13 protein-coding genes are annotated in these 13,981 nt (G+C 69.9%); 9 read left to right on the top strand and 4 right to left on the bottom strand.

Annotated features, from left to right (window positions below; translation table 11 throughout):
• The 4 genes from ACO2TI_RS20705 (at position 1) to ACO2TI_RS20690 (ending at position 3,793) form a co-directional block, all read left to right on the top strand.
• Positions 1-1,176, top strand: a complete 1,176-nt coding sequence (locus tag ACO2TI_RS20705) for a sensor histidine kinase (protein WP_423287074.1) — start codon at positions 1-3, stop codon at positions 1,174-1,176.
• A gap of 157 nt (positions 1,177-1,333) precedes the next feature.
• On the top strand, positions 1,334-1,753 hold the full coding sequence (locus tag ACO2TI_RS20700; RefSeq protein ID WP_423287073.1) for a rubrerythrin family protein: 420 nt from the start codon (positions 1,334-1,336) through the stop codon (positions 1,751-1,753).
• Between the two features lie 76 nt (positions 1,754-1,829).
• Entirely contained in the window at positions 1,830-3,194 is a 1,365-nt protein-coding gene (locus ACO2TI_RS20695) for a (Fe-S)-binding protein (RefSeq protein WP_423287072.1), read from the top strand.
• 20 nt (positions 3,195-3,214) lie between these two features.
• Positions 3,215-3,793: a DUF3501 family protein gene (locus ACO2TI_RS20690; protein WP_423287071.1), complete on the top strand. Its 579-nt coding sequence runs from the start codon at positions 3,215-3,217 to the stop codon at positions 3,791-3,793.
• On the opposite strand, the gene ACO2TI_RS20685 is transcribed toward ACO2TI_RS20690, so the two are convergent.
• Together ACO2TI_RS20685 and ACO2TI_RS20680 are read right to left on the bottom strand one after the other, a co-directional pair.
• Entirely contained in the window at positions 3,705-4,493 is a 789-nt protein-coding gene (locus tag ACO2TI_RS20685; RefSeq protein ID WP_423287070.1) for a pseudouridine synthase, read from the bottom strand. The genes ACO2TI_RS20690 and ACO2TI_RS20685 overlap by 89 nt on opposite strands.
• Complete coding sequence (locus ACO2TI_RS20680; protein ID WP_423287069.1) at positions 4,490-4,945, bottom strand: YchJ family protein; 456 nt, start codon at positions 4,943-4,945, stop codon at positions 4,490-4,492. The genes ACO2TI_RS20685 and ACO2TI_RS20680 overlap by 4 nt, the downstream gene beginning before the upstream one ends.
• A 74-nt stretch (positions 4,946-5,019) precedes the next feature.
• Between ACO2TI_RS20680 and yaaA the strand changes: the two genes are divergently transcribed.
• From yaaA to ACO2TI_RS20665, 3 genes are all read left to right on the top strand, one after another.
• Positions 5,020-5,799: a peroxide stress protein YaaA gene (yaaA, locus tag ACO2TI_RS20675; RefSeq protein ID WP_423287068.1), complete on the top strand. Its 780-nt coding sequence runs from the start codon at positions 5,020-5,022 to the stop codon at positions 5,797-5,799.
• Positions 5,796-6,665, top strand: coding sequence for a 2OG-Fe(II) oxygenase (locus ACO2TI_RS20670; RefSeq protein ID WP_423287067.1), 870 nt, complete (start codon positions 5,796-5,798; stop codon positions 6,663-6,665). Before yaaA ends, ACO2TI_RS20670 begins: the two co-directional genes overlap by 4 nt.
• A 93-nt stretch (positions 6,666-6,758) precedes the next feature.
• The gene (locus tag ACO2TI_RS20665) at positions 6,759-7,031 is read left to right on the top strand and encodes a hypothetical protein (protein WP_423287066.1); all 273 of its coding nucleotides are present in this window, start codon (positions 6,759-6,761) and stop codon (positions 7,029-7,031) included.
• An 85-nt stretch (positions 7,032-7,116) separates the two neighbouring features.
• Here the strand turns inward: ACO2TI_RS20665 and ACO2TI_RS20660 are convergent, their stop codons facing one another.
• Positions 7,117-7,629, bottom strand: coding sequence for a hypothetical protein (locus ACO2TI_RS20660; RefSeq protein ID WP_423287065.1), 513 nt, complete (start codon positions 7,627-7,629; stop codon positions 7,117-7,119).
• 108 nt (positions 7,630-7,737) lie between these two features.
• A complete protein-coding gene (locus tag ACO2TI_RS20655) occupies positions 7,738-9,129 on the bottom strand; it encodes a DEAD/DEAH box helicase (RefSeq protein WP_423287064.1) in 1,392 nt (463 codons plus the stop codon).
• A 276-nt stretch (positions 9,130-9,405) separates the two neighbouring features.
• Here ACO2TI_RS20655 and ettA point away from each other — a divergent pair, with 276 nt between their 5' ends.
• Both ettA and ACO2TI_RS20645 read left to right on the top strand, forming a co-directional pair.
• Entirely contained in the window at positions 9,406-11,073 is a 1,668-nt protein-coding gene (gene ettA, locus ACO2TI_RS20650; RefSeq protein WP_423287063.1) for an energy-dependent translational throttle protein EttA, read from the top strand.
• Positions 11,074-11,263: 190 nt separating this feature from the next.
• A complete protein-coding gene (locus ACO2TI_RS20645; RefSeq protein ID WP_423287062.1) occupies positions 11,264-13,975 on the top strand; it encodes a zinc-dependent metalloprotease in 2,712 nt (903 codons plus the stop codon).
• The last annotated feature ends 6 nt before the right edge of the window (positions 13,976-13,981 follow it).

Genomic DNA, 13,981 nt, shown 5'->3' with positions numbered 1-13,981 from the left:
ATGATCAAAGCCGCCGATTCGCTACCACCGCGCCTGCTCGTCGTCGACGACGAGATCGCCCACATGCGCGCGCTGTGCGACACGCTCAAGGCGCAGGGCTTCGACGTGGTCGGCTGCGAGCACGGTGAGGCGGCGCTGGCCGCGCTGCGCCAGGCGCCGTTCGACCTGCTGCTGACCGACCTGATGATGCCGGGCATGAGCGGGATCGCGCTGCTGCGCCGCGCGCTCGAGATCGATGCGACCCTGGTCGTCGTCATCATGACCGGCGAGGGCACGATCGGCTCGGCGGTCGAGGCCATGCAGTCGGGCGCGCTCGACTACGTGCTCAAGCCGTTCAAGCTGAGCGCGATGCTGCCCGTCATCTCGCGCGCGCTGGCGGTGCGGCGGCTGCGGGCGCACAACGCCGAGCTGGAGCGGCGCGTGCGCGAGCACACGGCCGAACTCGAAGCCACCAACCGCGAGCTCGACGCCTTCACGCGCTCGGCCTCGCACGACCTGCGCTCGCCGCTGAACATCGTGCTGGGCTTCTCGGCGCTGCTATCCGAGGAGCTCGCGCCGCAGCTGTCGGACAAGCATCGCACGTGGCTGTCTTTCATCGACCGAGCGGCCCACCAGATGCAGGAGCTCGTCGAGGCGCTGATGCGGCTGTCGCGCGTCGGGCGCAAGACCCTGAACGTGCAGGCGGTCGATGTCGGCCCGCTGGTGTGGGAGGTCGTTGCCGACCTGCGCCGCGAGCAGCCCAAGCGCGATGTCACCGTGCAGATCGGCGAGCTGCCGCGCGTGATGGCCGATGCGCCCCTGCTCAGGCAACTGCTCGTCAACCTGCTGTCCAACGCCTTCAAGTACACGCGCCAGTCCGAACGCGCCAGCGTGGAGATCGGCGTCGAGGCGCGCGGCGACGAACTGGTGTTCTTCGTGCGCGACAACGGCGTCGGCTTCGACATGGGGCGCGCCGAGCGGCTGTTCGACGCGTTCCAGCGGCTGCACCGCGAAGACGAGTTCGAGGGTCACGGCGTCGGCCTGTCGATCGTGCAGCGCGTCGTGCAGCGACACGGCGGGCGCATCTGGGTGGACGCGGCCGTGGGGCGCGGCGCGTGCTTCTTCTTCACGCTCGGCCCGGGTGCCCGGTTGCCGGCGCCGCCGACCGCGGTGCCGGCGAAGCAGCGCCTGGGCTGAGCGGGTTGCCCCGCCGCACGCCCTACGGGTAAGCCCCAGCAATTCGGCGCATTGAGTCCGGCAATTGGACGCGCGGCCCGCGCTGCGGTACGGTCTTGTACGGCGGTGCCTGCCGCCGACTCGCTGGTTCCGTTCGCCTAGCCACAAGGAGACCTCCATGCAGCTGAAGGGTTCGAAGACCGAGCAAAACCTCAAGGACGCGTTCGCCGGCGAATCGCAGGCCAACCGCCGCTACCTCTACTTCGCGAACAAGGCCGACATCGAAGGCCAGAACGACATCGCCGCGCTGTTCCGCTCGACGGCCGAAGGCGAAACCGGCCACGCGCACGGCCACCTCGAGTTCCTCGAGACGGTCGGCGATCCGGCCACCGGCCTGCCGATCGGCTCGACGCGCTGCAACCTCAAGGCGGCGGTGGCGGGTGAGACGCACGAGTACACCGACATGTACCCGGGCATGGCCAAGCAGGCCCGCGACGAAGGCTTCGACGAGATCGCCGACTGGTTCGAGACGCTGGCCAAGGCCGAGCGCTCGCACGCCAATCGCTACCAGAAGGCGCTCGACGCGCTGGTCGACTGAGCCTGGGCGCTCGCCCTTTTCGGGCCGGGACGCGACGCGCCCCGGCCCGTGCCTGCACGTTGCCCAGGACCAACCGATGAGCACAAGAGAAGGCAACCTCGAAGCGCCGACGCGCCATGCGGTCGACTGGAAAGGCGAGACGTTCTACGACGAGGGCGAGTGCCTCCACGAGCTGGAGCGCATCTTCGACATCTGCCACGGCTGCCGCCGCTGCGTCGGGCTGTGCCATGCCTTTCCGACCCTGTTCGACCTCGTCGACGAGGGCAAGACCGGCGAGCTCGACGGCGTCGACAAGCGGGACTTCTGGAAGGTGGTCGACCAGTGCTACCTGTGCGACCTGTGCTACATGACCAAGTGCCCCTACGTGCCGCCGCACCCGTGGAACCTGGACTTCCCGCACGCGATGCTGCGCGCCAAGGCGATCCGCTTCCGCAAGGGCGAGGTCAAGGCGGCCGAGAAGTTCCTCGCCTCGACCGACGTGCACGGCCAGTTCGCCGGCATCCCGGTCGTCGTGCAGCTGGTCAACGCAGTCAACCGCACGGGCTTTGCGCGCGGGCTGATGGAGACCCAGCTCGGCGTCGACCGCAAGGCCTGGATGCCGGAGCTGGCGAGCCAGCGGTTCCGCTGGGGCGCGGCCAAGAGCGCGGCCAGCGTCGTCACCAACGGGCAGCGCACGCCCGGCAAGGTGGCGATCTTCTCGACCTGCTACGTCAACTACAACGAGCCGGGCATCGGCTTCGACCTGCTCAAGGTGCTGGCCCACAACGACATCCCCTACGTGGTCGTCGAGAAGGAGCAGTGCTGCGGCATGCCCAAGTTCGAGCTCGGCGACCTCGAGTCGGTGGAGCGCAGCAAGGATGCCAACATTCCCGTGCTCGCGAAGTACGCCAAGGAGGGCTACGCCATCCTCAGCGCGGTGCCCTCGTGCACGCTGATGTTCAAGCAGGAGCTGCCGCTGCTGTTTCCCGGCGAGGCCGACGTGCTCGCGGTGCAAGACGCGATGTGGGACCCGTTCGAGTATCTCGTCGCGCGCCACAAGGACGGCCTGCTCAAGACCGACTTCAACACCGCGCTCGGCAAGGTCAGCTACCACGTCCCCTGCCATGGCCGCGTGCAGAAGATCGGCCGCAAGACCGAGGAGATGTTCAGGCTGATCGGCGAGCGCGTGAGCGTCGAGCTCAACACCGTGGAGCGCTGTTCCGGCCACGCCGGCACCTATGGCGTCAAGAAGCCCTATCACTCGATCGCGATGAAGATCGGCAAGCCGGTGTTCAAGGCCATGGCCAAGCCCGGCGCCGACGGCCAGGGGCCCGACTGGATCAGCTCCGACTGCCCGCTCGGCGGCCACCACATCGCGCAGGGCATGGGCAATAACGACTTGCCGGTGCCCAGGCTCGCCCATCCGCTCAGCCTGCTGCGCACGGCCTACGGACTGGCTTGAATCGCTTCGAGGAGCGCCCGATGACGATCACCCGCGACAGCCTGATGACGCTCGAGGCCTACGCCAAATACCGCAAGGAGCACAAGCCGCGCATCGTCGCGCACCGCAGGCTGCGCTCGGTGCGCCTGGGCGAGCACATCAACGTCCAGTTCGAGGACGAAACGACCATCCGCTACCAGATCCAGGAGATGCTGCGCGTCGAGAAGATCTTCGAGGAAGAGGGCATCGAGCAGGAGCTGTCGGTCTACGCGCCGCTGGTGCCCGACGGCACGAACTGGAAGGCGACGATGCTGCTCGAGTACCCCGACGTGCACGAGCGCCGTCGCGAGCTGGCGCGCCTGATCGGCGTCGAGGACCGCATGTTCGTCGAGGTCGAGGGGCATGCGCGCGTCTATGCGATCGCCGACGAGGACCTGGATCGCGAGAACGACGAGAAGACCTCGTCGGTGCATTTCCTGCGCTTCGAGTTCGGCCGCGCCGTGATCGATGCGATCCGCGCCGGCGCGCAGGTCAAGCTGGGTTGCGACCACACCAACTATCCGGCCCATGTGCTGATTGCGGCCGACACGCTGGCGAGCCTGGCGGGCGATCTGCGCTGATCTCGCGCAGCAGCGCCTGCCAGTCGGCGTTCCAGGCCGCATCGAGCGGCGAGGCCACGCGCAGCCGGCCGCCGTCGGGGTGCGGCACGTCCAGCTCCAGCGCATGCCGCCACAGGCGCGTGATGCCCAGGCGTTGCGCCCACCAGCGGTTGTGCGGCCCCTTGCCGTGGGTCGCGTCGCCAATGATCGGGTGCGACAAGTGCTTGAGATGGCGGCGGATCTGGTGCCGGCGGCCGGTCAGCGGGCGCGCCTCGACCAGCGCGTAGCGCGACCGCGCGTAGCGGTCGACGCCGTTGGCCACCTCGATGCAGGCGCCGCGCGCGAACTCGGTGACGGCATCCTGCGCCGGCGCGTCGGCAGGCGCGTCGTCGGGACGCAGCGCGTGCTCGACGCGCGCCTGCTCGGGCGGCCAGCCGCGCACGAAGGCGAGGTAGCGCTTGCCGGTCTCGCGCGCCATGAAGGCCGCGCCGAGCCGCGCGGCGGCATGTGCGTCGCGCGCGAGCAGCAGCACGCCCGAGGTGCCCTTGTCGATGCGGTGGATGGCGTGCAGCCGGGCATCGAACTGGCGGCGCAGCAGTTCCATCACGGTGCGCGTCTCGTGCGGATCGAGCGCCGTGCGATGCACCAGCAGGCCGGCCGGCTTGTGCACCGCGAGCACGACGCCGTCGTCGTGCAGCACGGGCAGGATGTCGTCGCTCACCGTGCCCCCTTGGCGCTGCGCGCCATGCCCTCGAGAGGGAGCGCCGGACGCTCGCGCGGATCGGTGCCGTCGACGTAGTACCAGCGCCCCTGCTCGTGCACGAAGCGGCTGAGCTCGTGCAGCCGCGTCGCGCGGCCGCCTTGCTTGCAGCGCGCGACGAACTCGACCGTGGCGTGGTCCTCGTCCTGTCGGGCATGCGCGCGCACCTCGAGGCCGAGCCAGCGCAGGCCGGGCTCGTCGGGCTCGAGCGAGGCCGGCCGCGTCGACGCATGCCAGGTCGCGAGCAGGTAGTCGGCCAGGCCGAGCACGAAGGCGCTGTAGCGCGAGCGCATGAGCGCCTCGGCATCGGGGGCCGGTTCGCCGGCATGCCAGGGGCCGCAGCAAGCCGCATAGGGCCGCCCGCGGCCGCAAGGGCAGGGCGCGTTCGGGAGATGCTTGGCGGTCGCGGGCATCGGCCGAGCATGCCACGCCGTCGCGGCTGGTAGCCTTGCGGCCCCGTTCGCCACCGGCCCCGTTTCGCGTTCCCATGCTGTTCCTGCTGTCGCCCGCCAAGTCGCTCGACTACGAAACCCCCACGCCCGAAGGCCTGCAGCCGACGCAGCCGCTGTTCGCCGATCGCGCCGCCGAACTGGTGGCGCTGCTGCGAGAGAAGTCGCCCGCGCAGGTGGCCGAGCTGATGGACCTGAGCGATGCGCTGGCCGAGCTCAACGTCGGCCGCTACGCCGCCTGGCAGCGCCGCCACACCGCGCGCAACAGCAAGCCGGCGGTGCTGGCCTTCGACGGCGACGTCTACGGCGGCCTGCAGGCCGCCACGCTCGACGCCGACGACCTCGCCTGGGCGCAGCAGCATGTAGCGATCCTCTCCGGCCTGTACGGCGTGCTGCGCCCGCTCGACCGCCTGCAGCCTTACCGCCTCGAGATGGGTACTGCGCTGGGCAACCCGAAGGGCAAGGATCTCTACGCCTGGTGGGGCAGCGCGATCGCCGAGCACCTGGACGCGCGGCTGCGCGGCGAGCGCTCGCCGGTGGTCGTGAACCTGGCGTCGCAGGAGTACTTTCGCGCGGTCGACCGCAAGGCCTTGAAGGCGCGCGTCGTCGACTGCGTGTTCGAGGAATGGAAGAACGGTGCATGGAAGATCATCAGCTTCCACGCCAAGCGCGCGCGCGGCCTGATGGCGCGCCACGCCATCCGTTCACGGGCCCGCTCGGTGGCGGCGCTGGAGCGCTTCACCGACGAGGGCTATGCTTTCGACGCGGCGGCCAGCGAGCCGCAGCGCCTCGTGTTCCGACGCCGAATCTCGCCATGAGCGCCATGAGCCAGCAAACCATCACCGCCGAACTGCGCCAGTGGATCGTCGACCAGGCCCGCGCCGGGCACCGGCCCGAGGCCGTGCTCGAGGCCATGAAGTCCAGCGGCTGGAACGAAGACGTCGCGCTCCAGGCCATGGAGTCGGTGCTGCAGAACGCGCTGGCCGAGCAGCGCGCCCAGCAGGAGGCCGAAGCCGCCGCGCCCTCCGGGCCGATGCCCGGGCCCGATCTGCGCGGCTCGCCGCCGGCCTTGTGGGCCCACGACCGCGAGGTGCGCATCGTGATGTCGATGGACTCGCCCAGGGTCGTGGTCTTCGCCGACCTGCTCTCCGAAGAGGAGTGCGATGAGCTGATCGGCCATGCGCGCGCGCGGCTGGAGCGCTCGCATACGGTCGACATGAGCACCGGCGACAGCGAGATCAACGCCGCGCGCACCAGCGAGGGCATGTTCTTCGCCCGCGGCGAGCACCCGATCTGCACCACCATCGAGACGCGGCTCGCGGCGCTGCTGCACTGGCCGATCGAGAACGGCGAGGGCCTGCAGGTGCTGCGCTACCGCCCGGGCGCCGAGTACAAGCCGCATTACGACTATTTCGACCCGTCGCAGCCCGGCACGCCGACCATTCTCAAGCGCGGCGGCCAGCGCGTCGGCACGGTCGTGATGTACCTCAACACGCCCGAGAAGGGCGGCGGCACGACGTTCCCCGACGTCAAGCTCGAGATCGCGCCGCAGCGGGGCTCGGCGGTGTTCTTCGCCTACGACCGCCCGCATCCCTCGACCCGCACGCTGCATGGCGGCGCGCCGGTGCTCGAAGGCGAGAAGTGGGTTGCCACCAAGTGGCTGCGGCAGGGGCGCTTCGATTGAGCGCGGCGTCGTCTGACGCTGCGCTGTCGACCCGACTGTCGAGCGGCTGACGCGGCGGCGCCGGCGTCAACAGGCGCCCGGCGGCGCCGTTGGATGAGCGAGCAGACCGCTCGCATCCAACAAGGAGTGAACTCCATGCGCAAGCTGATTCCCGCCCTGATCGCATCGCTCGTGGCCGCCGGCGCCTACGCCCAGACCGCATCCCCCGCGACGCCTGCGGCGCCTGCCACCGCAGCCACGCCGGCGCCTGCGGCGTCCAAGCCCGTCGAGGCCAAGCACACGGCCGCGGCCAAGAAGAGCACCGCTCACAAGACGAGCAAGAAGACCACCAAGAAAGTCGAGAAGACGGAGAAGCCCGCCTCCTGAGAACCCATCCACTTCGGCAGAAGAACCACGGCCCGGTGATCCCGGGCCGTGTTCATTGGCGAGCGGCGGAAAGGGCGGTGCGCCGTCAGCGCAGCGAAGCCGCGCCGCCATGCCCCGACGACGCGAAGGGACGATTGCGCTCGATGCGCTGCCAGCGCCGCTGGTCCCAGCTTTGCGGCCCTTGCAGCGACCAGCGCTCCAACCAGGGCGAGAGTTCGGCGCGCGTGAGCCGCGCAAAGCGCACGCGCCTCTGCAGCCAGCCGAAGCCGCCGCGCGCCATGCAGGAGTTGGGCAGGGCGGCGGTGCGGAGGTCGGCCCAGTAGACGCAGGCTCGCGCGTCCCAGAACGACTGCCGCTCGAAGTGCACGCGGCCTGCGAAGCCGGTGTCCGCCGGCAGCACGATGGCCTCCTCGGCCAGTTCGACCACCGCGAACGGCAGCTCGCCGGCCGACTGCGGCAGGCCGTCGTGCACGAAGATCACGCGCTCGATCTGGTCGGCCGCAAAGCGGTCGATCTCTTCGTCGTCGCGGAAGACGACGATGTCACTGCCTTGCCAGGCGGTGTGCCATGTCGAATGCCAGCGGGGGTACGCGCTCATCGTGCCAAGTGACTCCTGTGTGGAAAGTCACTTTAGGCGCCATGGCCCCGTCACACTGTGACGAGGCGCGACGATTTGTGAACGAGCGGCTCCCGCGGCCGCCGGGCGTCAGCGCCCGCGCGGCGGACGTCCGCTGCCTTGGCCCGGGCGGCCGTTGCCGGTGCCGGTGCGGGCGGTGGCCGGGCGGCCTTGCCCCTGGCCTTGGCCCTGGCGCGGCGCGTGGCCGCCGCCGCGACCGTCGCGCGCGCTGCCATGGCCTGCATGGCCGTGGCCGCCGCGCGGGGCGCTATGGGCACCGCGCGGCGCCCCGTTGAGCGTGCGCCGCCCGACCTGGATCGGCTGCGGGCGCTCGTTCGGATCGGGCTGGAAGCCTGGCACCGTCTCGCGCGGGATGCGTTGCTTGATCAGCTTCTCGATGTCGGCCAGGAAGCCTTCCTCGTCGACGCACACGAGCGACACCGCCTCGCCCTCGGCGCCGGCACGGCCGGTGCGGCCGATGCGGTGCACGTAGTCCTCGGGCACGTTGGGCAGCTCGTAGTTCACGACGTGCGGCAGCTGGTCGATGTCGATGCCGCGCGCGGCGATGTCGGTGGCCACCAGCACCGCCAGCTCGCCGCTCTTGAACTCGGCCAGCGCCTTGGTGCGCGCGCCCTGGCTCTTGTTGCCGTGGATCGCCATCGCGCTGATGCCGCACCCGTTGAGGAATTCGGTCAGGCGGTTGGCGCCGTGCTTCATGCGCGTGAAGACCAGCACCTGGTGCCAGTCGTTCTGCTTGATCAGGTGCGCGAGCAGCTCCTTCTTGCGCTCGCGGCCGACCGGGATCACCTTCTGTGCGATGGTCTCGGCGGTCGTGTTGCGGCGCGCGACCTCGATCACCTGCGGCTTGTTGAGCAGCCGCTCGGCCAGCGCCTTGATGTCGTCGCTGAAGGTGGCCGAGAACAGCAGGCTTTGCTTTTCGCGCGGCAGGACCGCCAGCACCTTCTTGATGTCGTGGATGAAGCCCATGTCGAGCATGCGGTCGGCTTCGTCGAGCACGAACACCTCCACGTGCGACAGGTCCAGCGTGCCTTGCTGGTGGTGGTCGAGCAGGCGTCCCGGCGTGGCGACGAGGATGTCGACGCCGCGCTTGAGACGGTCAATCTGCGGCTGCATGCCGACGCCGCCGAACATCACCATCGAGCTGAGCTTGAGGTACTTGCCGTAGGTGCGCACGCTTTCCTCGACCTGTGCGGCGAGTTCGCGGGTGGGCGTGAGCACGAGGGCGCGGATGGCCCAGCGGCCCTTGCTGTCCTTGCGCGCGTGGCCGGCGGCCAGGCGGTGCAGCAGCGGCAGCGTGAAGCCGGCCGTCTTGCCGGTGCCGGTCTGGGCGCCGGCGAGCAGATCGCCGCCGGCGAGCACGGCGGGGATCGCCTGGCGCTGGATCGGGGTGGGGGTGTCGTAGCCGGCGTCGTGGACGGCCTTCAGCAGGGGCTCGGCGAGCCCCAGGTCCTTGAATGACATGGAGTGGCGCCCGGTGTGCGGGCGTCGAGATCGGCCCGCCGCCGCGCGCGAAGCACACAGCGCCAGTCGACAGGCACGGGGAAGAGTGGGAGTCGGAATCGACTGCAACGCAGGGACTGGTACAGCGCGTCGCGGCAGTGATTGTAGCGGGCGGTGCCGGGCGCACGCCGCGTTGCGGCGACAATAGCGGCTGCACCGCCGGACCGTCGCCCCCCCGCGACCCGCCACCCAGGCCCGCGCGCACCCCATTCGAAGAGCACACCAGGCAGGAGCCCCATGGCCCAGTACGTTTTCACGATGAACCGCGTCGGCAAGATCGTTCCGCCGAAGCGCCAGATCCTCAAGGACATCTCGCTGTCGTTCTTCCCCGGCGCCAAGATCGGCGTGCTGGGCCTGAACGGCTCGGGCAAGTCGACGCTGCTCAAGATCATGGCCGGCCTCGACAAGGACATCGAGGGCGAAGCCGTGCCGATGCCCGACCTGCGCATCGGCTACCTGCCGCAGGAGCCCGAGCTCAATCCCGAGCACACGGTGCGCCAGGCGGTGGAAGAGGGCATCGGCGGTGTGCTCAAGGCCAAGAAGCGCCTCGAGGAGGTCTACGCCGAGTACGCCGAGCCCGATGCTGACTTCGACAAGCTCGCCGCCGAGCAGGCCGAGCTGGAGGCCATCATCGCCGCGGCCGGCAGCGAGAACACCGACCTGCAACTCGAGATCGCCGCCGACGCGCTGCGCCTGCCGCCGTGGGACGCGGTGATCGGCCAGCTGTCGGGCGGCGAGAAGCGCCGCGTCGCGCTGTGCCGGCTGCTGCTGAGCCAGCCCGACATGCTGCTGCTCGACGAACCCACCAACCACCTCGACGCCGAATCGGTCGAGTGGCTGGAGATCTTCCTCAAGCGATTCCCCGGCACCGTGGTCGCGATCACCCACGACCGCTACTTCCTCGACAACGCCGCCGAGTGGATCCTCGAGCTCGACCGCGGCCGCGGCATCCCCTACCAGGGCAACTACAGCACCTGGCTGGACCAGAAGGAGCAGCGCCTCGAGCAGGAGCAGCGCACCGAAGATGCGCGCACCAAGGCGATGAAGCGCGAGCTCGAATGGGTGCGCAAGAACCCCAAGGGTCGCCAGGCCAAGAGCAAGGCGCGCCTGGCGCGCTTCGAGGAACTGAGCGACGTCGAATACCAGAAGCGCAACGAGACCAACGAGATCTTCATCCCGGTGGCCGAGCGCCTGGGCAATGAAGTCATCGAGTTCGAGAACGTCACCAAGAGCTTCGGCGACCGCGTGCTGATCGACGACCTGAGCTTCAAGGTGCCGGCCGGCGCGATCGTCGGCATCATCGGCCCCAACGGCGCCGGCAAGTCGACGCTGTTTCGCATGATCTCCGGCAAGGAGCAGCCGGACACCGGCACGGTGAAGATCGGCCCGACGGTCAAGATGGCCTTCGTCGACCAGAGCCGCGAATCGCTCGAGGGCGACAAGACGGTGTGGGAAGACGTCTCGGGCGGCCTCGACAACATCGTCGTCGGCAAGTTCGTGATGCCCTCGCGCGCCTACATCGGCCGCTTCAACTTCAAGGGCAACGACCAGCAAAAGCTCGTCAAGAACCTTTCGGGCGGCGAGCGCGGCCGCCTGCACCTGGCCAAGACGCTGGCCAAGGGCGGCAACGTACTCCTGCTGGACGAACCCTCGAACGATCTCGACGTGGAAACGCTGCGCGCGCTCGAAGACGCGCTGCTCGAGTTCGCCGGCTCGGTGATGGTGATCAGCCACGACCGCTGGTTCCTCGACCGCATCGCGACGCACATCCTGGCCTGCGAGGGCGACTCCAAGTGGTTCTTCTATCACGGCAACTACCAGGAGTACGAAGAGGACAAGAAGCGCCGCCTGGGCGAGGAGGGCGCCAAGCCGCACCGCCTGCGCTTCAAGGCGCTGACCAAGTAAGCCGGCTGCCGCGCGGGAGAGTCCCGATGGCAAAACGCCGTCGGGTGGCGCAGCATCCGGCACGCGTCGTGCAAGAGGGCCCAAGCGCCTTGCGTGTCCTGCGCGGCGGGCTCATCCGCTTCGCCGCCTCGTTCCGGCCTGCCGATCGGCAGGCCGGTGTCGTTTTCGAACCCAGACGATGATCCGTCCGATGAAGAAGCTGCTTCGCGTGTCGCCGGCCGCTGCCGCCGCGGCCCTGTTCCTTGCCGGTTGCGCGACGACCGCGCCGACGACGCCCTCGGCGAGCGCCCCGGCGGCCGCCGCGGCCCCGGCAAACGGCGCCTCCGCGCCGAAGCCGGCGGCGTCGGCGCCCACGCCCGGCGCACCGCAGCCCTTTGCCACCGTCGTCAAGGACGCCAAGGCCAGCGAGGGCCTGATCCCGGTGTGGCGCAAAGACGAGAAGGTCTGGCTGGAACTCTCGCCCGAGGCCTTCAAGCGCACCTATTTCCTCAGCCCCAAGCTGGCCACCGGCATCGGCGAGGCCGGCTTCTTCGGCGGCCTGATGGCGAGCAACTGGGGCGGCTTCGGCCGCGCGCAGGCGGTGCAGTTCCGCCGCGTCGGCAACCAGGTGCAGCTGATCGCGCTGAACAACGCCTACGCGGCCAAGGACGGCTCGCCGTCGGCCGCGGCGGTCAAGAGCGCGTACTCGCCGAGCCTGGTGGCGAGCGCCGCGGTCGCGAGCGCCGCGCATCCCGAGAAGCAGTCGATCCTGGTCGACGCGAGCGCGCTGTTCGTGGCCGACATTCCCGGCTTCGGCATCAATCTGCAGCGCGTCTACCGCCAGAACTACGGCCTCGACCGCGCCAACTCGGCGATCACCGGCGTGCGCAACGCGCCCGAGCTGCTGGTGATCGAGACGCTGAACCACTACCAAACCGCCGGCATCGCGATCCCGCAGCCGAACACGCCGCCCGGAACGCCCGCGCCGACGACGCCGGACACGCTGCCCGACGTGCGCAGCCTGTTCCTGACGATGCACTACTCGCTGGTCGCGCTGCCCGAGACGCCGATGCGCCCGCGCAAGGCCGATCAGCGTGTCGGCTTCTTCGAGACGCAGGTCTCCGACTTCACCGACGACCTCGCGAGAACGCCCAAGCAGCGCTACGTGAACCGCTGGCGCCTCGAGAAGAAGGACCCGGCCGCCGCAGTCTCCGAGCCTGTCAAGCCGATCACCTTCTGGCTCGACAAGAACATTCCCGAGAAGTACCGCGGCTCGATCGCCGCCGGCATCCTGGAGTGGAACAAGGCGTTCGAGAAGATCGGCTTCAAGAACGCGGTCGTCGTGCAGCAGCAGGCCGACGCCGCCGACTTCGACACGCTCGACGCCAACCGCGCGTCGGTGCGCTGGATGACCAACGCCAAGCCCTCGTTCGGGGCGATCGGCCCGAGCCACGTCGATCCGCGCTCGGGCGAGATCCTCGACGCCGACATCGGCTTCGAGAGCCTGTCTTCGCGCAACCGTCGCGCGGAGCGCTCGCAGATCCTCGTGGCGGGTCATTCGGCGCGCGACCACGAGGACGGCGCGTTCGATCCGCTGCGCTGCGACCACGCCGATTTCGCCGCCGAGCAGCTCGGCTACGCGCTCGACGTGCTCGAAGCGCGCGGCGACCTCGATCCCGACAGCCCTGAGGCCGATGCCTGGGTGCAGGCCTACCTCAAGGACGTCTCGATGCACGAGGTCGGTCACACGCTGGGGCTGCGCCACAACTTCCGCGCCTCGCGCATCTACAGCGACGCGCAGCTGTCCGATCCGGTCTTCACCGCGGCCCACGGCAACACCGGCTCGGTGATGGAGTACGCCCCGGCCAACCTGCCGGCGCCGGGCAAGCCGCCGGTCGCCGCGTTCGAGAGCACGCTCGGCCCCTACGACTACTGGGCGATCGAGTACGCCTACAAGCCGCTTGCGCCCGAGGCCGAGGCCGCCGAGCTGCAGAAGATCGCCGCGCGCAGCGCCGAGCCGCAGCTCGCCTACGGCACCGACGAGGACAACTACCTCGGCATCGATCCCGACGCGGTGCAGTTCGACCTGGGCAACGACGTCGTCGCGTTCGCGCGCAAGCGCTTCGACATCGCCCGCGACCTGGTGACGCGGCAGGAGACGCGCGCGCTCAAGCCCGAGCAGGAATACCCGCTGCTGCGCCGCGCGGTCGGCTATGCGCTGCGCGACGCGGCGCGCGCGGCCGGCGTGCTGGCGCGCCAGATCGGCGGCGTGCGCACGCTGCGCGACTACCCGGGTACGGGCCGCGATCCGCTGCAGCCGGTGCCGGCCGCGACGCAGCGCGAGGCGCTCGACCTGCTGGCCACGCGCCTGCTCGCGGCCGACGCGTTCCGCTTCTCGCCGCAGCTGCTGCGCCGCATGGCGCCCAACTATGAAGAGCGCCTCGACGCGCTGCGCGAGGGCGACGGCCCGGTCGCGACCGACTTCTCGCTCACGCAGACCCTGCTCGACGGCCAGCGCGGCGTGCTCGGCCAGCTGATGAGCGACGGCGTCGCCGCGCGCATCCTCGACAGCGAGCCCAAGGCCGACAAGCCGTCCGAGGCTTTCCGTCTCAGCGAGCTGTACGGCCGCCTGACCAAGGTCGTGTGGAGCGAGCTGGCCGGCGGCGGCGATATCCCCGCTCAGCGCCGCGAGCTGCAGCGCGAGCACGTCAACCGCCTCGCCGGCCTGCTGCTGCGCCCCTCGGCACTCAGCCGCGCCGACGCGCGCAGCCTGCTGCGCGCCGAGGCGCGTGCGCTGCGCAGCCAGCTGCTGGCGGCCGAGAAGCGCGGCGGCCTCAACGCCGAGACGCGCGCTCACCTGCTCGATGCGGCCGACACGCTGGGCCTTGCGCTCGACGCCAAACTGCAGCGCGCCGGCGCCTGAGCGCCG

Origin of the sequence: Caldimonas sp. KR1-144, from assembly GCF_049446155.1 — a bacterium.
Classification (GTDB): Bacteria; Pseudomonadota; Gammaproteobacteria; order Burkholderiales; family Burkholderiaceae_C; genus Rivibacter.
This window is presented reverse-complemented; position numbering and strand designations above follow the sequence as displayed.